29 protein-coding genes are annotated in these 22,858 nt (G+C 55.7%); 4 read left to right on the top strand and 25 right to left on the bottom strand.

Annotation, left to right across the window (positions count from 1 at the left end; genetic code table 11):
• The first annotated feature begins 8 nt into the window (after positions 1-8).
• The 3 genes from ORD17_RS07550 to ORD17_RS07560 are packed head-to-tail and all read left to right on the top strand — an operon-like array spanning position 9 to position 1,518.
• Positions 9-407, top strand: coding sequence for a thioredoxin family protein (locus tag ORD17_RS07550; RefSeq protein WP_308387733.1), 399 nt, complete (start codon positions 9-11; stop codon positions 405-407).
• Positions 404-955 carry a 1,6-anhydro-N-acetylmuramyl-L-alanine amidase AmpD gene (gene ampD, locus ORD17_RS07555; protein WP_308387734.1) on the top strand — a complete coding sequence of 184 codons (552 nt, stop codon included), beginning with the start codon at positions 404-406 and terminating at the stop codon, positions 953-955. Before ORD17_RS07550 ends, ampD begins: the two co-directional genes overlap by 4 nt.
• Positions 952-1,518, top strand: a complete 567-nt coding sequence (locus ORD17_RS07560) for a hypothetical protein (protein WP_308387735.1) — start codon at positions 952-954, stop codon at positions 1,516-1,518. The genes ampD and ORD17_RS07560 overlap by 4 nt, the downstream gene beginning before the upstream one ends.
• On the opposite strand, the gene ORD17_RS07565 is transcribed toward ORD17_RS07560, so the two are convergent.
• Positions 1,479-2,156 carry an epoxyqueuosine reductase QueH gene (locus tag ORD17_RS07565; RefSeq protein WP_308387736.1) on the bottom strand — a complete coding sequence of 226 codons (678 nt, stop codon included), beginning with the start codon at positions 2,154-2,156 and terminating at the stop codon, positions 1,479-1,481. The genes ORD17_RS07560 and ORD17_RS07565 overlap by 40 nt on opposite strands.
• Positions 2,157-2,215: 59 nt before the next feature.
• Here ORD17_RS07565 and ORD17_RS07570 point away from each other — a divergent pair, with 59 nt between their 5' ends.
• Positions 2,216-2,545, top strand: a complete 330-nt coding sequence (locus ORD17_RS07570; RefSeq protein ID WP_308387737.1) for a 4a-hydroxytetrahydrobiopterin dehydratase — start codon at positions 2,216-2,218, stop codon at positions 2,543-2,545.
• A 35-nt stretch (positions 2,546-2,580) separates the two neighbouring features.
• Here ORD17_RS07570 and ORD17_RS07575 read toward each other — a convergent pair whose 3' ends face one another.
• From ORD17_RS07575 to ORD17_RS07690, 24 genes are all read right to left on the bottom strand, one after another.
• Positions 2,581-2,880 (bottom strand): hypothetical protein, encoded by a 300-nt coding sequence (locus ORD17_RS07575; RefSeq protein WP_308387739.1) that lies wholly within the window; start codon positions 2,878-2,880, stop codon positions 2,581-2,583.
• A gap of 197 nt (positions 2,881-3,077) precedes the next feature.
• Complete coding sequence (locus ORD17_RS07580; RefSeq protein ID WP_308387740.1) at positions 3,078-3,494, bottom strand: hypothetical protein; 417 nt, start codon at positions 3,492-3,494, stop codon at positions 3,078-3,080.
• 252 nt (positions 3,495-3,746) lie between these two features.
• On the bottom strand, positions 3,747-4,235 hold the full coding sequence (locus ORD17_RS07585; protein ID WP_308387742.1) for a hypothetical protein: 489 nt from the start codon (positions 4,233-4,235) through the stop codon (positions 3,747-3,749).
• Positions 4,236-4,407: 172 nt separating this feature from the next.
• Entirely contained in the window at positions 4,408-5,040 is a 633-nt protein-coding gene (locus tag ORD17_RS07590; RefSeq protein WP_308387744.1) for a lysozyme inhibitor LprI family protein, read from the bottom strand.
• Entirely contained in the window at positions 5,024-5,764 is a 741-nt protein-coding gene (locus ORD17_RS07595; protein ID WP_308387745.1) for a hypothetical protein, read from the bottom strand. Before ORD17_RS07595 ends, ORD17_RS07590 begins: the two co-directional genes overlap by 17 nt.
• Positions 5,765-5,889: 125 nt before the next feature.
• Positions 5,890-6,144: a hypothetical protein gene (locus tag ORD17_RS07600; RefSeq protein WP_308387746.1), complete on the bottom strand. Its 255-nt coding sequence runs from the start codon at positions 6,142-6,144 to the stop codon at positions 5,890-5,892.
• Positions 6,145-6,180: 36 nt separating this feature from the next.
• Complete coding sequence (locus tag ORD17_RS07605; protein ID WP_308387747.1) at positions 6,181-6,945, bottom strand: hypothetical protein; 765 nt, start codon at positions 6,943-6,945, stop codon at positions 6,181-6,183.
• A gap of 56 nt (positions 6,946-7,001) precedes the next feature.
• Complete coding sequence (locus ORD17_RS07610; protein ID WP_308387748.1) at positions 7,002-7,532, bottom strand: hypothetical protein; 531 nt, start codon at positions 7,530-7,532, stop codon at positions 7,002-7,004.
• 12 nt (positions 7,533-7,544) lie between these two features.
• Positions 7,545-7,673, bottom strand: coding sequence for a hypothetical protein (locus ORD17_RS07615; RefSeq protein WP_308387749.1), 129 nt, complete (start codon positions 7,671-7,673; stop codon positions 7,545-7,547).
• Positions 7,674-7,741: 68 nt separating this feature from the next.
• On the bottom strand, positions 7,742-8,734 hold the full coding sequence (locus ORD17_RS07620; RefSeq protein ID WP_308387750.1) for a hypothetical protein: 993 nt from the start codon (positions 8,732-8,734) through the stop codon (positions 7,742-7,744).
• Between the two features lie 36 nt (positions 8,735-8,770).
• Positions 8,771-9,502, bottom strand: a complete 732-nt coding sequence (locus ORD17_RS07625) for a hypothetical protein (RefSeq protein WP_308387751.1) — start codon at positions 9,500-9,502, stop codon at positions 8,771-8,773.
• Positions 9,492-10,592: a glycoside hydrolase family protein gene (locus ORD17_RS07630; RefSeq protein WP_308387752.1), complete on the bottom strand. Its 1,101-nt coding sequence runs from the start codon at positions 10,590-10,592 to the stop codon at positions 9,492-9,494. The genes ORD17_RS07625 and ORD17_RS07630 overlap by 11 nt, the downstream gene beginning before the upstream one ends.
• A gap of 31 nt (positions 10,593-10,623) precedes the next feature.
• Entirely contained in the window at positions 10,624-11,574 is a 951-nt protein-coding gene (locus tag ORD17_RS07635) for a TadE/TadG family type IV pilus assembly protein (RefSeq protein ID WP_308387754.1), read from the bottom strand.
• A 12-nt stretch (positions 11,575-11,586) separates the two neighbouring features.
• The gene (locus ORD17_RS07640) at positions 11,587-11,949 is read right to left on the bottom strand and encodes a DUF192 domain-containing protein (RefSeq protein WP_308387755.1); all 363 of its coding nucleotides are present in this window, start codon (positions 11,947-11,949) and stop codon (positions 11,587-11,589) included.
• On the bottom strand, positions 11,946-12,965 hold the full coding sequence (locus tag ORD17_RS07645; protein ID WP_308387756.1) for a type II secretion system F family protein: 1,020 nt from the start codon (positions 12,963-12,965) through the stop codon (positions 11,946-11,948). The genes ORD17_RS07640 and ORD17_RS07645 overlap by 4 nt, the downstream gene beginning before the upstream one ends.
• Before the next feature lies 1 nt (position 12,966).
• The gene (locus tag ORD17_RS07650; protein ID WP_308387757.1) at positions 12,967-13,821 is read right to left on the bottom strand and encodes a type II secretion system F family protein; all 855 of its coding nucleotides are present in this window, start codon (positions 13,819-13,821) and stop codon (positions 12,967-12,969) included.
• Positions 13,808-15,508: an ATPase, T2SS/T4P/T4SS family gene (locus ORD17_RS07655; RefSeq protein ID WP_308387758.1), complete on the bottom strand. Its 1,701-nt coding sequence runs from the start codon at positions 15,506-15,508 to the stop codon at positions 13,808-13,810. Before ORD17_RS07655 ends, ORD17_RS07650 begins: the two co-directional genes overlap by 14 nt.
• Positions 15,509-15,518: 10 nt before the next feature.
• Positions 15,519-17,024: a pilus assembly protein N-terminal domain-containing protein gene (locus ORD17_RS07660; RefSeq protein WP_308387759.1), complete on the bottom strand. Its 1,506-nt coding sequence runs from the start codon at positions 17,022-17,024 to the stop codon at positions 15,519-15,521.
• Between the two features lie 14 nt (positions 17,025-17,038).
• Positions 17,039-18,199: a Flp pilus assembly protein CpaB gene (gene cpaB, locus ORD17_RS07665; protein WP_308387761.1), complete on the bottom strand. Its 1,161-nt coding sequence runs from the start codon at positions 18,197-18,199 to the stop codon at positions 17,039-17,041.
• A 10-nt stretch (positions 18,200-18,209) separates the two neighbouring features.
• Positions 18,210-18,440, bottom strand: a complete 231-nt coding sequence (locus ORD17_RS07670; RefSeq protein ID WP_308387762.1) for a hypothetical protein — start codon at positions 18,438-18,440, stop codon at positions 18,210-18,212.
• Positions 18,441-18,445: 5 nt separating this feature from the next.
• Positions 18,446-19,123, bottom strand: coding sequence for a hypothetical protein (locus ORD17_RS07675; protein WP_308387763.1), 678 nt, complete (start codon positions 19,121-19,123; stop codon positions 18,446-18,448).
• A 3-nt stretch (positions 19,124-19,126) separates the two neighbouring features.
• Positions 19,127-20,053 (bottom strand): hypothetical protein, encoded by a 927-nt coding sequence (locus tag ORD17_RS07680; protein WP_308387764.1) that lies wholly within the window; start codon positions 20,051-20,053, stop codon positions 19,127-19,129.
• Positions 20,053-21,513 (bottom strand): hypothetical protein, encoded by a 1,461-nt coding sequence (locus ORD17_RS07685; RefSeq protein ID WP_308387765.1) that lies wholly within the window; start codon positions 21,511-21,513, stop codon positions 20,053-20,055. Before ORD17_RS07685 ends, ORD17_RS07680 begins: the two co-directional genes overlap by 1 nt.
• Entirely contained in the window at positions 21,510-22,820 is a 1,311-nt protein-coding gene (locus ORD17_RS07690) for a hypothetical protein (protein ID WP_308387766.1), read from the bottom strand. The genes ORD17_RS07685 and ORD17_RS07690 overlap by 4 nt, the downstream gene beginning before the upstream one ends.
• Positions 22,821-22,858: the final 38 nt, after the last annotated feature.

The raw sequence follows: 22,858 nt of genomic DNA on the forward strand, positions 1-22,858 counted from the left end.
TTCCTGCCATGCTATACTCCGCCCATGCAGAAATGGGGCGGCAACGGCTGCTCGCGCATCGGGTTATGACGATGGAGCGGGTCTCCGAACTCGGGTTTTGGCAACGCATGGCGGAACAAAAGGGGTGGACGATCCTTTTTTTCAGCTCGGCGGGTTGCCATAGTTGCAAGATCTGGCGTCGCTTGTTGACGGAGTGGGAGCATCGTCGCAGCGATCTGCAGGTCTGGGAGGCCGATGCCGGCATCGAGATGGGGCTCACCCAGGAATTCGAGGTCTATCATCTGCCGGCGCTTTTCGTCTTCCGCGATGGCCGTTACCAGCGGCCCATGCAGGTCGAGGCCCGGCTTTCCGCCTTTGACCCTTGGCTCGCGGCGCAGGCAGATTGGCCACCAGAGGAGGCGCCATGAAGGACTCCTGGGAGGGACCATGGTTACGCGCGGCGCAGCGCGCGCCTTCGCCCTACTGTGACGAGCGCCCTGCCGGCAGCAGTGTCGATCTTTTGGTCCTGCATGCCATCAGCCTGCCGCCGGAAAATTTTGGTTCTGGCGAGGTGCAGCGCTTTTTCCAAGGGACTCTCGATTTCGACCGCCACCCGTATTACGAGCAGTTGCGGGAGTTGCGGGTTTCCGCACATTTTTTTGTCGAGCGCGACGGGCAGATCTGGCAGCATGTGGCCGTCGATCGTCGCGCCTGGCACGCCGGGGTTTCGCAGTGGCAGGGGCGAGAGCGCTGTAACGACTTCAGCGTGGGCATCGAGATCGAAGGCAGCGCCACCCAGCCCTTTGCCGATGCCCAGTATGCCGCCTTGTCGCGCTTGATCCCTGCGCTTTGGTCCTACTTTCCTGCCCTCGATCGGCGCGCCATTGCCGGACATGCGGAGATCGCCCCAGGGCGGAGATGGGATCCTGGCCCTTACTTTGATTGGCAACGCCTTTGGCGGGAGTTGGCAATATGAACGATGCAGAACGGATGCGCCCAAAGCGGGATTGGCGGCGTGGTTGGGGCGGTCCAGTGCTGGTATTTTTGGCGATGCTGCTCTTCACCCTCTGGTGGCTGGGGGTCTTTTCCAGCGCCTCTGTGCAAGAGATGAGCAGTCCGCAGCTGCACTACGTCTATCGGCAGTATGATGGTAGTTACGCCGGCCTCGACCGCCAGCGCGAGAAATGGGTCAAGGAGCTGCCTGCTGATTGGCGGCAGGGGTCTACGCTCACGTTAATCGAGAAAGAAAGCGCGATGCAGGGCAAGAATAACCGGGTGGAAGCACGCCTGGGGGTGCTGCTGACGGCCTCGCCAAGCGCGCTACCGTCAGGATGGCAGGCAGGGGAATGGGCGAGCCAGCGCGTAGTGGCGGTTGATCTGCACGCCAATAGTGCCATCGCCAGCTGGAAAGGGTACGCGGCGCTGCAATCCTGGTGCAAACGCAACGGCATCACGCCAGAGTATCCGTTGCTCGAACTCTTGGGTCCGGGCGACCGCTATCAGCTTTGGATGCCCTTGGCTGCCTCGTCGCGGCCGTAGAATTTCACCCCGCGCACGACCTTGTCGCGGCCCTGGGTGATGCGGTGGAGATTGGTGTCGCGCAGGGAATAGACGCAGCCGCAGTATTCCTGCTGATAAAACTGTTCCTTTTTGGCAATTTCGATCATCCGCTGGCTGCCGCCGCCCTTGCGCCAGTTGTAGTCCCAATAGCGTAGCCGTTCGGGATAGCGACTGGCGGCGCGGTGGCCGCAGGCATTGATCTGGTTCATATCCTTCCAGCGCGAGATTCCCAAGGTGCTGGTAAATACCGTAAAGCCATGCTCGACGGCGTACAGGGCGGAGCGCTCGAAGCGCATGTCGAAGCACGCGGTACAGCGGGCGCCGCGCTCCGGTTCCCATTCCAAGCCGCGGACACGTGCAAACCAGTCGTCCTTGTCGTAGTCGAGATCGACAAAGGGCAGGCCGAGTTCTTGGGCGTAGCGGATATTTTCCTCCTTGCGCAGGAGATATTCTGCTTCGGGATGGATGTTGGGATTGTAGAAGAGGATGGTGAGCGCGATGCCTGCCGCCTGGATGTCGGCCATGATCGGACCGGCACAAGGAGCGCAACAGGAATGCAGTAGCACCTGTTGGCTACCGTCGGGAGTCGTTAGGGGGGGCAGGGGTTTTTTCGCCATGATGCACCTCGAGGCACTACAATTACGGCATCATAGCAGTTTTTGAAAGGAGAGACGGAATGCCCAACGATTTGCGCCCAGGAACCTGTCGCGCCTGTGAGGGCGGGGTGCAGCCCCTATCTGCCGCCGAAATCGACGCCGCCTTGGCGGACTTGCCCGGTTGGATTTGGCGAGACAATGGGTTGGAAAAGACGTTTCAGTTTCGCAACTTCTACGAAACCATGGCCTTTGTGAATGCCCTGGCGTGGATTGCCCACCGCGAGGACCATCATCCCGATCTGCAGGTTTCGTACAACCGCTGCACCGTGCGCTACTGCACCCACGCCGTTGGCGGGGTCACCGAGAATGATTTGATCTGCGCGCGGGCGGTGATGGCCCTAGTGCAGTAGCGGGGCGCAGTTGCTGCCCCGCTTGCTGCAATACGTCAGTGAGTGGCGGCGCGGAGCAGGGGGCGCATTCCTTCCCGGGTCTGACGCTGAATGAAGGCAGCGCGGCCAGGCTCTTTCTTGTCGAGCTCTGCGGCACACTGCGACTCTGTCAGTGCAGCGGTGGCAAGCATCACTTCCAGCTCGCAGAGATCGACCTTGGGATCGGTCAACTTGTCGCTGGACACGTTGAACTGATCGCCTACCTTCCAGAACATGCGGGCATTCCACATGCGCAGGCGAACATTGGGGTTCTGGAACAGTTCAACACAGCGCGCGTTGAGGGCTTGGGAATCCATGGGTACTCCTCCTGTCTTAGCCGATGAAAAGGTCGCCTGAAGGCTCGGCGCCCAGCATACCCGAAAATCGTCCTCCAGAGGGAGTCCCCGGCGCTCTGCTGGATCATTCAAGATTTGAATGGATGGATAAGGGCTATTCGCCTTGGGACAGCGTTCCGTAAGGCGATCGTAAGCAATGATTATGGGAACGTCACGAATCACTCGCTATCATTTGCCCAGGCGCCAGGTTCCTGCATCGAACGCATAAAGCTTTGTAAGTCTTTTTTGCCCGACCCACTGAGCCACGGCAAAACCTGGGAATAAGTGAGTGCCCGGGCACAGTCGGGCTGGGCTTCGAATAGCTCGGCGCTATAGCGCACGATCGGCACGAAATCGATGCCCCGGCGCGAGGGTCTGAGTGACCAATGAACGAATGTTTGTTCCCATTCCTGACACTCCGCGACAACCTTTTTGCCTTGGGCATAAGGTGCACTCTTGATCAATTGTTCCAGCTTGGGGGCGTAGCTCCAGTAGCCATCTTGGGCATGTGCATTTGAGGCCAAAAGATCATCTAATTGTTTTCCGGTCGGTAGATGCAAAATGACATAACCAGAATCCAGCTTGTTGCTGGCCAAGCCCGTGGAACCCTATCACATCTTCGCGCCATACCACCCACGTTGAAGAGATGGCGACGGGAGTCAAGTACTCGGTCAAGGAAAGATTTCGGGGGAAAGTATCATAGCGGAATCCAGTGCTCCCCTCCTCTTCTACGCCGAACACTTCTTTTTTGAAGTCATCCATGCGCTTACGCATCTCCGCATTGAAACGTTTTGCCGCAGGTGTGGTGGCGCTTAGCAGAAACGATTCAGAGCGATAATCCTCTGCATCTAAGGGAGGGAAGGTGGCCCGGATCTTGACATAAGGTGCATTGGGGACAGGAATCCTGCGAATTTGCGGCGTAGCTTCTGCATCGGACCGGTGTAGGCAGGATCGGTACAGGCCTTCTTATGGGTATTGACCCGCGTAAGCCGGATGGGCAGGGTCTTTTTGCCGTCGGTCCAGATGCCGCCAAGTTCCTGGCCTTCCACCGGCCCAAGATGCCAGCGCTGGTCTTGGGTATCATATTCGTCGAAGGTACCTGATCGTACATTCTTGCCTTCCGGCGGAACCAGGTTGATCCAGCGCAGATAACGCAGGTAGTAGTACTGTCCATACGTTTGCACTGCCGAATCATTTTTCACCTCCTCAAAACAGGCGCGTACGGGCAATGTGCCAACCGTGCCCTCCCAAACACCTGCAAGCTCGTTCGCTCTGCCGGGCAAGACCCAGGCACATGCAGCAAACGCCAATAACAATCGTGCGAAAGAACGCATCATAGGTACTCCCTCCATCGTTTTCCCAATATACCAATTTGTATCGGAGTCCCCATGCGTATCCCAATGACTCGCAAACGGGGACCCAGAAACTATACGTAAGTCTTGAATTGGAAATGGTCTTGTTTCTTGCCGCTACCCCCAGCTGCGTGGATGGCCCCATGTAAGCAACGCCCTACAAGTCGCCAACAAAATCCTGGCGACCCTCGAGTGCATGAATACGTTGTTCATAACGCTGTAGCAGGCAGTCTTTTCGTCCGTTGCACTTGGCGAGAGATTTGAGCCATTGACGCTGGGCATGCACCAGCTCTTGGCGCTTGGGATCGCAGGGAAGGATTCTATCCAGAGCGCTTTCATAGTCCAGCGCAAGTTCGCTATCTTTCTTGCTGAGCACTGCATCGGCGCAGATGCTTCGCTCAGCGCTGGTTGTAGCCTTTGCACACGAAAATGAAGGTTTACCGTTTGATTCGGCGGGCAAGTGATCGAGGCGCTCATCGGCATTGGGGGTTTCTAAGAAAAGGGTAACACTATCCAAGCGTTGACGAAGCAAACATGCTTGTAAGACCCGCGTATCGGCTTGTGGATGTAGTACGCGGTACAGATTGATCCACGCTCGGTAGTAGGGCTCCCAGGATTTTTGCGAGATTTTGATTGCATCAATGGAAATCCGGCCTGAGTATTGAGAGAAAAATTCTGAATCTTTTATCTTATTTGTCGAAATTGAAACAGTATTATTCAGGCTTTTTTGTAGTTCGGCTATGTTTTTATCGTCGGTTTCTGATAGCCGATTTTCAGCAACCAATCGCAAAAGATGAAGAAACTCTATGTAGCGATTTTTTTCGGCTTCTATTTGCCAATAGGTATTCCATTGGTCCCCGGCGCTGGTGATGTACTCGTATTCTGAATAATCTGAAAAAAAAACGCTGAGCGGCGCCATATAAACGCCAGACAGCTTGATTTTGTGCGACTGTCCATGTTTTGGAGAGCATTTTGACTTCAAGCTCGGCATGATCCTTTACCTGCCTCAGCTCTTTGTCTGCCAATTCGAGCGCTTGAAGAGAGTTTGTGATATCAGCATGATCAGTCGCATCGCTATTCACATCCGATCGATGGGAATCGTTTTTCTTCAAGCCGAACTTGCGAAAAAATGCAATGGTATAATTGAGCATCAGAGTCTGGTTTGGATTCTGACACGTTCTCCTCTTAGATCCGTGTTTTTGGCTTACTTCAAGTATGGATTGGTCGTGAAGGGGATCAATCAGCGTATAGATGACAGCTGGGGTCGTAATTTTTAGGGAGGCGTCCCCATTGGGCGTGTTTTCGTAATCCATATACACACCTGGTTGGCCGCCATGCACCAGCTCCCGTATCTTGGTTTGTGGCGTCACCTCGCGGACGCTCAATCGCTTCAGGCCCGTGCCTTGCCGTTGGAGACACAACACTACGGTTTTTTTGGGCAATCTGCATTCCCATAAGGTTACCGCCTCGGCTCCGCAAAAACGGTTGATCGGCAACTCGGAAATAGGAGGCATGGATTTCTCTCCTGTGGCTCTGGCAGCGACAGGCAATGTGAGACACAAAAAGCACAGGCAAAGCGAGAGAATAACAGGGCTGCGATCACGATATGGGAGGACACGACGCATTTTCTTCTCCATTGTTACTGCCAAAACAGGAAAACATCTTGTACGGAGGCGGAGCCGGCTACACCGGGGATGCGGCAGGCGGCGCTGGGGGTCTTGGCCTTGCAGTGCAGGTCATAGACGTCGATGGGCGGGAGCTTGGTGAGGGCCCGCTGGCAGGCGGCTTGTCCCGAGCGTGGAGGCTGCTGCCTAGCCCTGCAGGGCATACAGGACGCCCCGATGACGAAGGTCAGTCCATAGAAAACTACTTTGTTTATCTTACGCAACTGCACGCTCCGCTCCTTTTGCTCGTTGTGCGCTATCGCCGGTTACGGACGGCTTTTGCCGGGCGAGATGCGCTCGTATAGGATCTCGCCATCGTCCATATGCTGCACCAGCATCCCACCGCGGGTAGGTTCGAGTAGCAGTACGTCTTCCGGCTTGCCGCCTTTACACCCGCGCTTGAAACCGATCAGGAGCCAACAAGGCTTATCGTCTACTGAGAGCAAAGGTGTTGCTGCGCGCAGCTGCGCCTTGCTCAAGGGCCTACCATTCCAGCTGGTTATGTGATAGAAACCCGCGCTTTCCAGTTCAAAATCGGACTCGTCTAGCCCCTGCCACCCCATCTGAACATAACCGGGCGGGGGAATGTCGTAGTCTCCCCAAGTGTAGAGCTTGCCAGTGGGCGTAGCTGGGCCGCAGGCGGAATTTTCCCAGCCAAAGACGCCAATTTCGGGCGCCTTGCCCGAGAGCACAATTTTGCCGACCTTGCCCAGCACAGTTTTAGGGGTATCTTTGTCCGCCAGAATCCCAGAAAAACCAACAGTCGCAATCGCTTTCCAGTCACCGGCTATCAGCTTCTTGATGGCCTTGGCGTCTTTGGGATGCGCAATGACCCGCTGCACCGCCGGAACGATGGGAATCTCTTTGATTTCCTCTTCACTATCCGCCATGCTTGCTGCATGCAGGGGAAGGGAGAAAAGCAAAAGGACAAGGCTTGCAAGTATGTTGACAGGTTTGGACAGCTTTGTAAAAAAGTTATAGACCATAGCACGAGCCTTCGGTACACGTGTGCATTGAGAAAGAGATGTCAAGGAGTTTGTCTCCGTAAGCCAGAATTCTATTTCCATTTCTTGCGATGAAAAACGATCTATTTTGCCAAACCGAATTGCCGAAATAACGAGAGATTATAGTTCAGTGCCAAGGTCTGATTTCCGTATTTGCAGATATAGTGCTGGGTTTTTCTTTGGCCTGCAAGCGTCACTTCCAATTCCGAGCGAGCGCGGGCTAAATCAATCAGCATGTAGTTAGCAGTAGGTGTCGTCATCCTTAGAGAGGTATCTCCATTGGCCGCGATGACATAATCCATTTGCACGCCAGGCTGGCCGCCACGAGCGAGTTCCTGGACTTTGCCTTGCGAATTTGCCGCGCGTAGGCCGAGGTGCTCCAATCCTTTGCCTTGACGTTGCAGACATAAGACCACGGTCTTTTTCGGCAAGCCGCATTCCCATAGGGTGACAGCTTTTTCGCCACAGAATTTATTGTCGGGCAAATGTTTCTCCGGATTGGGCGGTACAGAGAGCGGATAGCTCGTGCTGGCGGAAACGGGTGCCGCGAGAAATAACAGATAAATTGAGAGGGTGATGGTACCGCCTCTATTCTGTTCGGTTGGCGCACGCATTTTCTCTCTCTGTCACTGCCAAAACAGGGAGATATCTTTTGCGGACCCGGGGCCGATTTCGCCGGGAACGCGGCAGTAGGCGGTAGGGGTGTTGGCCTTGCGGTGCAGATCGCAGAGTTCCAGAGGCTGCGGCTTTGCCATTCTCTTCGCACCAAGCTCAGGTAAACACTCTGCGTGTCTGCCGCACCGCGGGTTTGGATGAGATGGTTTCATTGCCGGAAGATCTCCAGGGAAGGAATGTTGCCCTTGGGCTTCGGGGCGGGCAGGCGGCAGGCCGCGAGTTTTCCTTTGCTGCACGGCAGGTGGTAGATGGTTATCGGCATGGAATACTGGCTCCAGCGAGTGCAGACGGCATTGCCTACTTTGCTGCAGTCCACGTTCATGCCCAGGGCATCGGCGGCGGCCCAGCCCTGCAGGGCAGAGAGGAGAGAGGATAACTGCTGGGGGTTGCGCACAAAGAGACGGAGTCGGGCCGATGCGGGCAACTGTTGTGCCGTTTCCCCTTGCGCGTAGAGACCATCGACCAGCGCCAGCGCCAGGACCTGCCCCTTCTGGTTACTGAAGACCACGGTCTGTACCTGCGCATTGTGGGGTTCAAAGCCCCAGCTCAGGGTCAACCCCTGTGCCGCGAGCGAGGCGTGCGGGAGAGGGGAGATGCTCAGGCCCCGGATGCTGCGCTCTTCCAGGGTCTCGCCGCTGCCCACGGGGAGGCGGGCATCTTTGCCAAGAAAATCTTCCAGCGCTTCTTGAGTCAGTTGCGGACCGGTGAATTTCTCTTCCAACTCGCGCAATTGCCAGGATCTCTCTCCCATCACCTTGACCGCACACGGCCCATTGTTGCCACAGGCAATCAACTTGCGCTCGAAAGGCTCCTCGCTGTCGATCAGCGCCTTGCAGTAGGGGGTATCTACTCCGGCCTGGCGCAGGCTCCTTAAAAACGCTACATGTACGGTAGATGCAAGCAATCCCGGGTTGTCGGTCCAATCTTTGGGTTTGTATGTATGGATCGCTCTACAAACCGGACTCCAGGGGGAGTTGGGCACATTGCAGCGATTGTCAAAATCTGGGGCGTAGATGCTCTTCGCCGCGGCGGGGCAGTCGTATGCCGGGATGCTCTCCGCCAGGAGTGGGTTTCCGCCAAACAGCCCGATAACGAAGATCAGTGCGTAGAAAACTGCTTTGTTTATCTTACACAACTGCACGCTCCGCTCCTTTTGCTTGTTGTGCGCTCTCGCCGGTCACGGATGACTTTTGCCGGGGGAGACGCGCTCGTACAGGATCCAGCCTTCGACCATATACTGCACTAGCATCCCACCGCGAGTAGGTTCGAGCAGCAGCACATCCTCCGGCTTGCTGCCTTTACACTTGCGCTTGAAACCGATCAGAAGCCAACGTCGACCCTCTTTAATATCCTGGTTGAAGGGAAACAAGTGCGTGGCAGCGTCCAGCTGCGCCTTGCTTAAGGGCTTACCATTCCAGGTGAGTATGTGGTAGTACTTGGCATTTTCGGGCTCAAAATCGGACTCATCCAGCCCGTGCCACCCCATTTGAACATAACCGGGCGGAGGAATTTCGTACTTATCCCAAGTGTAGAGCTTGCCAGTGGGCGTGGCTGCGCCGCAAGCAGAATTTTCCCAGCCAAAGACGCCAATCTCGGGCGCCTTGCCCGAGAGCACAATTTTGCCGACCTTGCCTAGCACGGTTTTGGGGGCATCTCTGTCGGTAAGAATCCCAGAAAAACCAACCGTCGCAATCGCTTTCCAGTCACCAGCTACAAGCTTCTCGATGGCCTTGGCATCTTTGGGATGCGCGATGACCCGTTTTACTGCCGGAACAATGGGAATTTGTTTGAGTGTCTCTAAACTATCTACCGCACTTGCTGCATGCAGGGGAAGAGAGAAAAACAAAAGGACAAGGCTTGCTAGTATGTTGACAGGTTTGGATAGGTTTGTAAAAAGATTACAGGCCATAGCACGATCCTCCAGGTTTGCACGAGCTTTTACATTTGGCTTTGAAAGTCTGTTTTTTGCTATTTATTGTTGCGGAATAATCGCAACACGTTTTTCTTCCGAATGATGATTCCGGGTACTTACATTCCAAAAACAGATCTGCCTCACCTTTTCTTCTGTCTACCAGTCCTTGGTTAACTTTATTACCCGCTTTATTGTACTCTTTCATCTTGTTTGCTACGCCTTTCCAATCACATTTATTTAAAAGGTTGTAAATAGAAGATATACCTGGGCCTAAATTGAAAAAGAAACTCATCAATGCGTCCATTTGGCACGTTGTAAGTTTTACCTTTATTTGTTTGTTTGCGTATTCTTTAATCCTCGTCTTTATATCGTCGTCCATGTCCGTTAAAGCCTGCTCATCGGTAACTCCGCTGCGATACTTCTCCCATTCCTTCGGAGCTCTGGTAGGTAATCCTTTTATACTCCCTCGAGGTTCAATCAGGTGACCTATGCCCACGGTTGCAAGACCTACAGAGTCTTCGTACAAGCAATTAACCATGCCCTCGTAATGCCGTATCGCTACTTTTCCTGATTCAGACACGACAAAGTGGCTTTTGTTGTATGCCTCGATTTCCCTTTGATTGTTTGTGGTACTTATCGGCTCACATTTTTTTGCGTCGGAGCTCGTTGGGCCAGTGGTAGACGCTACAGGTGTAGTCGGTGAGGCGCAAGCTACACACGCCCTTGCGTAAACACCTAGCGCTGTCAGTCGCTCCTCATACGCCTTTTTTAGGCACGCCGCATTTGCACCACAGGCATCTCTTTTTGCGAGCCACTCCGTCTGTCTGGCGGCTTCAGCGGGTAGCACGCAAGCGTGACTGCTTGAATTTTGGAATGCGCTTTTCAAAGCCGCATAGTCGCGACCGAGGCGTGCATCCAGGAGTTTCAGCTCCGGGTCAGAACAGATAGCCTTTTCCGTGGGCGTTTGTGCTAGCCTACAGTTCATCGCCTGCGCGTCCAATGTCTGGAAAAGAAAGGCAACGCTACTTAGGGCGACGAGCACCGCCTTGCGTTGTGCTGTGCGTGTGCTCTCTATCCGCTGAATCATATCGCTCTCTCCGATTTTTCGATAGTGCTGGTCAATTCGTGCAACCATACTTTGGCGGCGGCGGTAGCTGGTCGGCGATGTCATAGTCGGGTATACCGGGATCGTCTGGTGGCAAGGGTTCGAGATCGTTCGTCGGGGCCTGGCTATCAGGCGGTGTATAGGTCTCATTACCCCCCGCCTGGGGATTGGCGAGTGCGCTTGTCTGCTGCAACCCGTTCACATGGGTGAAGGGGGTTTGCATGCGAAAGGTTGCCTCGGCGGTGAGGGGAAAGGTGGGCAGGAGCTGGCCAGACGCGCTTGGTCCGAGAAGTAGAGAGTCGCCGGCTGCCACGCTGAAGGCACCCTGGCCGCCGCCGTTGCCGCCGACCACGCTGCCACGCCCGGCGTTGTTGGGATCGAAGCGGGCGAGTATCTTGTCGATAAAGGGCATGATCAGTGGGGCATGGTAGGTGACGCGGATCTTGAGGAGGTTGGCGTCTTGCACGCTTAGGCCGCTCCCGGCACCGAGGCTGGTCTTACGGTAGCCGAGATGGCTTTCGGGTATGCCCCAGCCCCAGTTGCCGTCGGGGCCGATTTTCTTGCCGATGTCGTCGTCAAGGGGTAGGCGTCCGTATTGCTTGTGGTCGCGGAAAGCCTCGACGGTGGGACTGAGGATCTCGATCTTGGCTTGGCGGGCGGCAGCCTCGGCGGCCAGGCGCCCCTTGAGCAGGGCTTGGGCATCCTGACCGTGGGTATAGAGGGGCGTGAGTCCCTCGGCGAGGCCGCGGCGGATGGCGTTGATGTCGCCGCCGTGCAGGGCACCGGCGCGGGCGGCATTCTGGGCGGCCACCTCGAGTTGCAGGCGGCTCTGGTAGAGCAGGCTCGCCTGCAAGCTCCCCAGGAGTAGAAGCAGAACGATGGGTATGCTGATGACGAACTCCACCACTCCGGCTCCTGCTTCGTGGGATTCGACGACGAGAGATTTCGGGCTATGACAGGGCATTTTCGTTTCTCCTCACACGTCCATTTCTCGCCAATGCAGTTTTTGGCCAAGAGCGATATCGCGACTGGCTATCTCTCCCACAGCCACCTCAATGGTGCTGTGCACTCCTCGAAGCCGAGGCCACGCAAGTTGCCAGGGGCGCACATTCGATCGCACCGCCAGCACCTGTCCAGCGCGATCGAGCCAGAGCAGATCAAGCGCAAAGCGCATGCCAAACATGTGCACGGCACGACAGGGAAGTAGCCATAGCGCCTGATCCGCGTGCAAGCTCTTTTTGCCGAGCAGGCCTACACTTCGGGAAAGCGGATCGCTGGCAAGCGAGGCTTGGGCCCATACGCACTCTTCGCCCCGCCAGATGCTACCCCGCTGGCTCATGTGGCCACCTCCTGCACGTATTTCATGTAAATGACAAAGGCCAACACGAGGAAAACAATCGGAAAAATAAACATGACGAGGGGAGCCAGGAGCTTGACGGGTGCCTCTAGGGCTGCCTTTTCGGCGCGCAGGAAACGCTCTTCGCGGCGTTGCTCCGCCTGGGCCTTGAGCACGGGAGCCAAGCTACCACCGCGTTCTTCCGACTGGATGATGGCAGTAACCAAGCTGCGCAGCTCTTGCATCGCGACGCGCTCCCCAAAGCGTCGGAAAACCTCGATGCGTGGCATCCCCGAGCGCAGGTCGCGGAGGATGATGCGAAACTCATTGCGCAGTGGCCCTTCCGGTCCCTTATCGACAGCAATTTGGATGGCACCGGTAAGATTGAGTCCACCTTCCACCATCAGGGTAATAAAGTCGAGATATACCGGCAGATCCTTGAGAATCCGCTTTTGGCGTTTTTTGGCTTGTTCTACCAACCACAGGTCGGGATAAAAGCTCATCAGTAACATGGCGAGCAATGTGATTTCCCAGCGAAAAATCCCCAAGGCGACATAAACAAGGAGACTGAAAAATGCTGGAAAGAGAGCTGCGAGAATTTTCAGAGAGAAGAAATCGCGCGGGGTGACCAGATAATGTAGACCAGCTTTTTGTAGGCGCTGGGCGCTGCTATAGACCAGTTTGTTGGGTAGAAAGACGACGATGGTGGAGTTGATGAAGCGCACCAGTGGCCAGACATGTGCAAGCCCTTTGGGTAGGGGGTCCATGTAGTCGCGCGCTTGTTTCTCGACCGCTGAAAACAAGAGAGAGAGCCCGAACAGCGTTGCTACTGCTACCGCCCCTGCCAAGGCACCTACCAGAAGAACGGGTAAATCGCCGGTATTGTTCAGCAGCAGGTCCCAAGCACGAGCGCCAAAGAAGTACATCCCGAGTAGCAACAAAAGGCCAGCACCCAGCCAGGGGAGACTGCGCTGCCAGAGCCTACGCGCACTCATGCTACGGAGTAGCCGGTCGCTCATACTACACCTCGATACTCACAATTTTACGAATGCCCCAGTAGCCCAGCAGCTCGAGCACCGCAGCAATGGCGAGTACTGCCCATCCTTTGTAGGTATCAAAGAGTGCGCTGGCGGCCTGGGGTTCGATACGCAAGAGGGCGAGGACGATAAGTATCGGCAAAGCGGTCATGACCAGACCCTGCAGCTTGCCTTGCGAGGTAAGGGCCTTGATTTTTTGCTCCATCATCAAACGCTTGCGCACAGTTTCGCCGAGACGCAGAAGGGTATCGGCAAGATTGCCACCCACCTCGCGGTTGATGCGTAGTGCCGAGACCACCAGATCAAAATCCTGAGATTTCACCCGCTCCGCCAAGTGCGCGACAGCCTCTTCGAAGGGAATGCCAAGGCGTTGCTCGCGCACCACGAGAGAGAGCTCCTGGCTCATGGGGGCACTCATGTCGCGCGCCAAGCCTTCGAGCGTTTGCCCCAGGTTTGCGCCGCCACGCAGCGCCGAGGCCATCATCAACAGGGTGTCGGGCAATTGGTCGTGGAGTCGGTTAAAACGCCGGATCTTCAGATGACGGAGCAAAAAACGTGGTGCGACGGCAAGCATCAGTGCCAGCAGGATCACCACCGATAAGGAGGGAACAACGAGATAAAACAGCGGTGGAATGAGTAGCAGCGCGGCGAGATTCATGCGCCAGAGAAGTCCCGGGTCGGCAAAGATGAACATGTCCGTCAGATTGCGTTGTGCATCTTTGGTGAACCGTTGCTGTTGGCGCTGCAGCGCGCGACGCGATCCCTGGGCGAGCAGATAGATCAGCGCCGCAACGGAAAGAAAAACGAGTAGGGCAATGCCAAGCTCAGACGCGCCCATGCTCTTCCTCCAAAAAGAGGCTCATGTCGACCGGCAGACCGCGGGCGCGCATCTCTTCGTAAAATTCCGGCATGCTGCCGGTAGCACGGAAGGCACCGCGGACCTTCCCGTCAGTCCCAAACCCCTGTTGCTTGAAATGAAACAACTCTTGTAACTGAATCACGCCACTTTCCGTGCCAGTTACCTCCACAATCGCTGTGAGCTTGCGCGAGCCACAGGAAAAACGAGTGATCTGGACGATGATGTCGATGGCCGAAGCAATCTGTTCACGAATGGCGACCAGGGGCAATTCCATGCCTGCCATCATGACCATCACCTCCATACGGGAGAGCATGTCGCGCGGACTGTTGGCGTGGGCCGTTGTGAGCGAGCCGTCATGCCCGGTGTTCATAGCCTGGAGCATGTCGAGTGCCTCACCGCCACGACATTCACCAACGACGATGCGGTCAGGACGCATACGCAGGGCATTGCGTACCAACTCACGGATGGGGATGGCGCCTTTGCCTTCTACGTTTGCCGGTCGCGCCTCCATGGAAACGAGATTGGGCTGGTAGAGTTTGAGCTCGGCGGCGTCCTCGATGGTCACCACCCGTTCGTTGGGGGGAATGTAGTTGGAAAGCACGTTCAGCAGCGTCGTTTTGCCCGAGCCCGTACCGCCGGAGATGATGATGTTTTTGCGCTGCTCCACGGCTACTCGCAGAAACTCCGCCATGCGCGGCTCCACCGAGCCAAAGCTCATCAGATCCTCCATCTGCAGCCGTTTCTTGCTGAATTTCCGGATGGTGATGTTGGCACCCTTCAGCGCCACGGGCGGAATGACCGCATTTACGCGCGAACCATCGTGCAGTCGGGCGTCCACCAGAGGGGAGCTTTCATCGATGCGGCGACCGATGGGGGCCACGATGCGATCGATGATGTGCCGCACGGCTTGCTCACTGCTGAAAATCGTTGCTGCCGGTTGCAGTCGCCCACCGCGTTCGACGAACACTTCGTCGTAGCGATTGACCATGATTTCGGTAACCGATTCGTCGGCGAGGAGATCTTCCAGCGGCCCGAGCCCCACTGCTTCATCGACGACTTCCCTGATAAGACGCTCCCGGTCCAGATCCGGGGGTAGGCGCATTCCTTGCAAAACCTCAGTGGCAAGATTGCTGACGACTCGCCGCAGTTCGTCGCGACTCATGCTGGCAAGATCCATGCGCCGCAAATCCATTTGTGCCCGCAAGCGCTCCTGGACGTTGGAGCGCCACTGCATCCATTGCGGATCGATTTGTGGCCGCAACTCTGCGATGTTGGCGTCCGCTTCCGGTACTTTCGGAATCGACGCGATGGCTTCCGGAGCCGCTGCTTGCTGCGCAGCTGGCGGGCTGGGGGGAGACGAGGGAGAGCTTGGCGCTTCCTTCTTTTGAATGCGCACAGTAACGCCGCCCACCTCAAGAACATCGCGTTCCGTCAGCGGGCCATACCAGCGCACTTTTTCTCCATTCACCGATACCGCTCCGAGGCTGCTCAATGCCTCGACATAGGGACCATCTTCCCGCCGCAAAATCCTGGCGTGTTCCTTGCCTATGTTCCATCCGTCGAGCTGGAGATGGGCCTCCGTAGAACGTCCAATCAGACAAACGCCGTCATGGGGGCGAACTTCCAAGGGGCCGTGTTTGGGGTGTTGAGCGATAACGCGAAACATACAATTTCTCCTAGTCTTTCGGACTCTGTGCCACAGGGGGCTGCGTGACTACCAGAGGCGGCTGGGGTTTGGGTGCGGGTACCGCCTGGGTCTCGGGATACGGGGTTTTCGAACCGAGAGTTCGACCTACGGCTTCCCACGTTGCCGAATCTTTGGGCAAGACTTTCTGATACTCGTCTTTCATGACCACTGCGCGGGATACCTGGCGGATATTTTCCAGGGAAGCTGGCGAGACGACGCGCGGAGTGACGAGGATGATGAGATCGGTGTTGCCGGACTGAAAATCGGTGGATTTGAAGAGATGACCCAAAACGGGGATATCTCCCAACCAAGGCAGTTTAGAGAGATTTTTGGCAGTTTTCGGATTGACCAAGCCAGAAATGACCATGGTTTGGCCGTCGCCAACATTGATATCGGCCTCGCTACGGCGAGTGGTGAAACCGGGCACATTGAAGCCATTGAGAACCACACTGGTGGCGGGATCGATGTCGGAGATGTCCGCTACTACATGCATAGTGATGTTGTTTTCATCATCCACTTGGGGTTTGAAATCGAGCTGAATGCCGTAATTTTTGTAGGTCACATTCTGAAAGGCGACGGTTCCGGAGGCCAAGGCCTGCAAAATGGGTACCTGACCACCGGCTAGAAACTTCGTCTCACCGCCGCTGCGGGCACTGAGTTGTGGATTGGCGATTTGGTAGGCGTCGCCATTGCTCATGGCAAAGTTGATTTTCGAGAGCATGCCGGTGATCAGGCCCACGTTCCAACCTCCGGCCAGAGGACGCGCGAGATTGGTGAGATCAATCGCGCCGGTCAGACCCGGTGGTGGCGGGGTCAAGAGAACTCCAGACCCTTGGACTGGGGGTTGCGTCGGATCTTGGCCTAGCGGAGTGTACTGACGAAAGCTTGGGCCGACGAAGTCCTTGCCGTAACCGACGAAGGGGCCGGCAATCTGCTTGGTCCAGTCCACTCCAAACGTCTCGATGGCGCTTTTTTTGACTTCCAGCACATTGACATCCAGCCACACCATTTTTTCCATTTTGAATGGTGCTGGATTGGCCAAGATCAGGGTTTTGGGATAGAGCTTTTGCAGCTCGCTGATACGCATGAGAACGTCTGCGGGTAAATTGTGACCATCGATTACCAAATGCTCGCCGACTACGCGAACCTGTGCGCCATGCCCATCCGCACCAAGCAGCTCGCGCATCTCTTCCGCCGCGCGGCCGACATTTTTGGGCGCTACCAAGACCCGGTACGCCTCTTCGCCGCCATCCTTGTACCAAACCCGCAGGCTCGTTTCACCCTCGGCGTCACCGAGCAGGAGCAACTCCTTGCCTTCGACGACCGTTGTGCTGAGCACCTTGCCATCGCCAACGGCAACGCGCTTTACCGGTTTGGTAGGGATTACTTTCACCTGCCCGGCATAGAGATTGAGAGTTTGATCTTCGGCTCCCAGGCTCGTTGTGCTCAGGCTGGCAACCGTCAGGGCAAGCAAGATCTTCCGGTGAAGACGCATGGGATATCCTTTTTTCAACGCGAAACGGGAGGGAGCAGCTGATCTAGCGGGACGGGCTTGGGCAGTGCGCCACCACCAGCGGCGAGACTCTGCTCTGCTGTGTCGCCGGCCGACTTGGGCAGCCGTCGCAGATTGGCGAGATCGACGTGGGAGCGCAGTTGCCCACTTTCGCCCGTAGAGCCAACAATGTATTCGATGGTATCGGCGGCGTAGAGGGTGCCACCGGCATGTTTTCGCACGCCAAGAATGTCGCGCACAGTAAAGACTTTGGCGGGCGCCACCACCTGAGAGTCATGGCTGCGCAGTACCAGTTGTAGCTCCCCAAGGCGTTTGGCCAAGGCCAATTTTTGGATTTGCAATGGTGTGAGTTCTACGGTAACAGAGTTGAACTGATTGGCGGCCCCCTGCATGGCAGGATCGTTGCCCAGATTGGCGGCAGAATCTGCCGAAACGGTGCGCGTTCCGGTAGCGAGAATCTTGAGATCACGTTCCAAGTAGCGAACGGATTCTTTCGGAAGCTTCTCGGGAGAGGTGCCGACCTGGAACATCACAGGCCCGCCGGAGGCGCCAGCACCAAGAGCTTTCTGTAGCTCTTGTGCGCCGTCTTCACCGGTAACCCCCGAACCCGCTTCCCCAGCACTACCTTTTTGTCCTGCCGTGCTGAACCACAGCACGTCCACGTGATCTCCCGGCTGCAACATACCGTCCAAGGTACTGGTGTTGTCTACCGTAAAGGTCATTGCCAGCTTGTCGGGATCGATGATGTCGGCGAGGGTTCGACGCGTGCTGAGATAAGACGCCAAAATGGGTCGTCCCTGCTGCAGGGGCACGTTGACGCGATGTCCGGCAAATTTTTCGAAGTCTTCCGGCGTGATCACATCGGTAGGTGCCGTGTTGGCAGGAATGGAGCGCGCTGCCACCATGGAGAGATCGAGGATCGTCCCGGGGACAATGTCGTGGATGGGAACTACCGCACGGATGGTTTCGCCCCGCTGTGCACTGCGTAGGCTCTCGATTGCGGCCTCCTCCCGGGAGCGCAAGGTATGTACGGCAAGATAAGCGGCGGCCAAACCCGCAAGAATTGCGGCTGCCAGAAGTAACCAGCCACCGAGCGTACGCGCCGGCTTTTTCTGAATGGTGATTGGCTCCAGATCTTCGGGTAGTTGGGCTGCCACGGATGCGCTCCTAGTTGGTCACAGGCTGGGACGTTGCCCAGGAATAGTCGGCATACGCTCCGCGCAAAGCGACCGAGAGCTGCGTTAATACCGAAGCTTGATCAGGTAATTTTCCCGGCACGATTGATGGAATCGGTATCAGCAGCGCAAAAATAATCGCAAGGGCGATGATCAGATATTCAATCATCGCCTGTCCGCTCGCTTGTGTATGTTCTCTTTTTGTTCTGAGCCGTCTTTTCATGTTTTTTACTCCTTTGATTGCCAAACAAGCACCGTCTTGCATCCGCCCATTCTCTCGGGTTGAAAGGCAAGATCGAGCGATTCATGCCGCTGGCGTAGACTCAAGCGCATCAGGTTGCCACTCAGAAGTGGCTCCACTTTCCAACCCTTAGCCTGCGCTGCGCGTAACAAGGCAGCGCGGAGCTGTGGCACGCTGAGGTCACTGCGCAGAATCTGTACGCGACCGCGAACGCCGTCGTCCTCCGTTTCCAAATCAGACACTGATTCGGTGCGGTCAGGAATTAGCAGTAGCGGCGGTGGCAGGGTAGGTTGAGAGTCCAAGCGCAGGGTTGATAGTTCGCCCGTGATTCGCCCGTTTTCTTCTTGCCATTGCACCGTTTGCGAGTAGGGTTCGCGAATGCAAGACCAGAGGTTTTTTGCACCAAACTGCAATGCCTGGAAACGCCCCTTTTCCTCGGCGCAGGAGGCCTCCAACGCTCGACGAAACTCGTAGTCGGAGATTTGTCCGCTCAGTAAGGCTGCTCGCAACGGCACGCCGTTGAGCTGCATTTTTTGGGCGACGGGGCTCGTGTGCATAGTGCTGGGGAGCGGCCACAATGGCAGCTCCTCCGCCCAGGTGGGCGCAGCCACTGCGCTGCTAAGGATCGCAAAAAACAAAACGTCAAGAATTCGTGGTCGGAACATCTTTCACGGCCCCTGATACGCAGGAATGCTGGGAGCAGGCTGCAGACGGTCGCCAAATTGCTGTTCGGTGTCGATTTTTATGCGATATTTGTCGGGGTCGTTAGTAAACTTGCCAGCCTCTTGGAAAAGGTCACCTAGCGGATATCCCAAACCGCGGAGTGTCGTCGCTGCGATACCAAATGAGTACTTTGAACCCTTTAACGGTAACGCTTCCTGTGGCTTCATAAAACCGCTGCGCAGCAGCCTTTCCTCCTCGCCGGGGCCATTGGCCGACCATGGGTCGCCAAGCACTGCAGCTTGCGCCTTGAACTGCAGAGGCTGGCCCAAGCCCACCTCGGCAAAAATCTTTTGCGGCAAACCGGCAGCTGAAACAGTCACGGCGGCGACGGTCGGGCCCGTCATTTCCAGAGGCATGACACCAATTTTTTGGGTAAGTTTGCCGAATGCGCCGATAGCCCCGCCCGTCCAGCCGCCGTCAAAGGCTTCCTGCCGCGTGGCAACGGTGATATTTTTTTCTCGCTCCACGAGGAGGGATGTTCCGTCGTGTTTGCGCAGTAGGGGCTCGCGGCTGGAGCCTTTGGCTATGTCAGTCGCGCCCGCGTTTCCCGTAACGGCAGTGAGTTTTTCCCCGCGGCCGCCAAAAAACCGAATGGCGACTTCGTTCTGGAGATCTTGATCGGTTTTGAGGCTCACCCACTCGCGATTTTGTGGCGGGTTGGCTAGGGACACCACCCGCTCCCAGGCGGCATAGCGCGCCGCCTCGATGCTGCGATCTTGCAGATATGCCCACTTGCCAACATACACGCCAAGGAGCAAGAGCGGCACGAGGACAAAGCCCGCAATCACCACGGTCTCGGTGAGGGCTTGGCCGCTTTCTCGGGTGGACTGGAAATTCTTATATGAAGGGCTCTGCAAATATTTCGTGCACATCAAATCCTCCTAGTCCGAAGCAGCTTGTTTCTCAACTTGCCGAAACTGGGATGCTGCTTTGTCCCCAAGCCTTTCGGCCTCAAGGATATTCCTTTTAGCTTGCGAGATGATAGATTCCACTTGTCCGCTTGGAATTCCAAGCGCAGCATATCTGCAGCGAGTTTCGGCAGTTCTTGTTCAGCTTTCCTGGATTCAGCTGCGGCGGAATTTAGATTCTTTGCTGCCTCCAGCATTTTTTCTCGTCGTTGCGGAGAGTGCTTGAAAGCATCTAGGGTAATGCGTTTATCTACGGACTTTGTATTGGCGAGCAATTGTGTCGGGGATAATTTGCGCTCGTCATCCAGGAGTTTCCGTACGTGCGCATTGGTAAATTGCTCGGTGTTTTTTCCAAGCGGTAAAGGAGACCTTTGTACGATGTAGCCCATAGTGAGGTCTTCGAGCTGATACCGCCTACCTGTCTTAGGATTTACTTTGCTTAGCCAGCCTTTGGCAAAATCGTCACTGATCAGGCAACGCCAGCCACCGCTGCGCAGCTGATTATTCAGTTTCAGATCCTCTGGCGACTCAGCATCGTCACCGGCCTTTCCCGAGTTACTGATCGTTACCAGCGCAAAATTCTTTACCAAAGGAGTTACCCTCTGGCTAAACGACAAAAAGCCATCCCCACCTTGCCAACCAGGTCCTTTCGGTAGGGGATTGAGAGCGTAGCCATGATCAGCAGCGGCTTTGATAAGAGCCGCGCGTACCTGCTGGGTAGTACCTGTGCTTACGAAAAAGAGCACACGCCAAAAATTTTGAATTTGGGTGTACCCCTTCTTTTCTGTGCCATCCCAGTGCTGCAAATGGTTGTGCGCAAATTGCCAGGAAAACTGCATCGGTTTCCAGCCGTTGCTAAATTCTGGTGCAAAAAGAATTCCTTGCATAGCCAGACTTGCCTGTACAGCAGAGGGATTGAAAACATAGTCGTGCAAGTCGTCAGACAGCGTAACTCCTTTTGGCATGTCGGTCTGACTCATGCCTCGACAATTCTCGAGTGCTTTGAAAAAGACGTGCCGGAGTTTGGGCTCGAGGTCATCGTCGATACCTACGTCGCCCATGTAGCCGGCACTTGATCCGTCGTAGGAGCGCATACCTTTCCAATCTAAGTCAGCAAGGCGCTGTTCGTTGTGCCGCACGAGGGCCTCGACTGCGGGGTAGGGGTCGCCAGAGCCCAGTGACTCGGTGTACAATGTGCTCTTGGGCGCGGCAGGAGTTGCCAGAAACTCGTCGAGACCGCCCTTACCGTTCTGGGCCACTGGTCCGGCGAGAGCGGTTGCGGCCGAAAGGGTGTTCAGGCAAAAAACCAATAAAAGACTCCTGTACCCGAGGCTCCCTTCGTGAGTCGTCCGCTCCTCTCGGCAATGCGCCGCAACCGCCGTGCCTGGAAAATTTGTTGAATACCGTGCTTTTGTCGCACTCATTGCATGAGCTCCTGGTGGCGCTGGCGGAGGTGGTTCGATATATCCTCAGTTAATTTGATGCCTTCACGCGCACCAGAGGCGAGCTCAGCCGCTCTCTCATCGACCCAATCGGGGGGCATTATTTTTGTCTTTTTCATCTCGCTCGCCCAGTTTTGACCGTTTGTGCCAATCTGTTGCTGGAACGCCAGCGCATTCCTCTTGAGCCTTTCCATATCAGCAATGTAATTTTGGGTAAATTTCTGTCCACCTGGGGCATTCTGATATTTCTCGCGGTACACACGATCCTCTACCTCTTTGCGTCGCGCCGCTGTCTGCTGCGGACTCATCTTGCGTTCTTTTTCTATTCGCGCGTTCACATGAGCATTGGTAAAAGGCTCGGTGTCTTTGCCTAAGGGAATCGGCGAAAACTGAGCAATATAACCGAAGCTCAAATCTCTAATCTGATAGCTTCGATTGGTGCCTGGTTTAACCGTGTGAAGCAGGAAAGTCTTACTTTGCTTATCAGTGATGAGGCAGGACACATCTCCTGGGAGTTCTCCGGCGTTCGCTTTGCTAGCAGGATCAATGCTCATGAGAGCAGAGATGTTTACTGCGCCAACCACTGGTTGTTTCAAAAATGCTACGTGATCCAATTCGAGCCAACCTGGTCCATTGGGAGGTGTGGTGTCTTCGTAACCACGCGCTTCCGCGGCGCGCAGCATGGCCTTGCGTACGGTACGTATATCGCCGGTGCTGAGAAAGGAAACTACACGGACAAAACCTTGGATTTTTGTTACAACGCCCTTCTCAGGAGAATAAAGGCCCGTCCATTTGAGGACTTTCCATTGCTCGGTCCCAAAAGGCGCAAAAAGAATACCCTTGGCGCGTAACGCAGCCTGCAGAGCTGATAGTGGCACTGGAAAATCCGCAATATCAGTGGAAAATTGAACGCCTGCAGCCAGCGGAGAACGATCGATGGGTGAACATTGGCGAAATCGTTGATAGAAATCGTTCAGGATACGCTCAAAGCGAGAGTCAGCGCTTCCCCAGGAAAACGCCAAGCTCGTTTCGTTGTTCCACGATTCGAAACCCGATATATCATGTGTAGTCATCGCATCCAGAGCCTTGGCGCCATTTTTCAGCAACAATGCGTTCGCCCGAGGATAGGGATCATCCATGCCCATGGATTCGACATGTAGCGCATTCTTGGGTGCGGCTGGGGTGGGGTGCAAAATTGGCGATGATTCCTGTGCATAGGATGGCGGAGCCAATGTCAGCGAGGCGAGAGCGCAGGTTATGGGTAAAATGACGTTACGTTTCGTAAGCATCAGCTATTTCGCTATGATCAAGGTGAGAAACCGCTCTT

The sequence above is a fragment of the Acidithiobacillus sp. AMEEHan genome (assembly GCF_030996345.1).
Lineage (GTDB): Bacteria > Pseudomonadota > Gammaproteobacteria > Acidithiobacillales > Acidithiobacillaceae > Igneacidithiobacillus.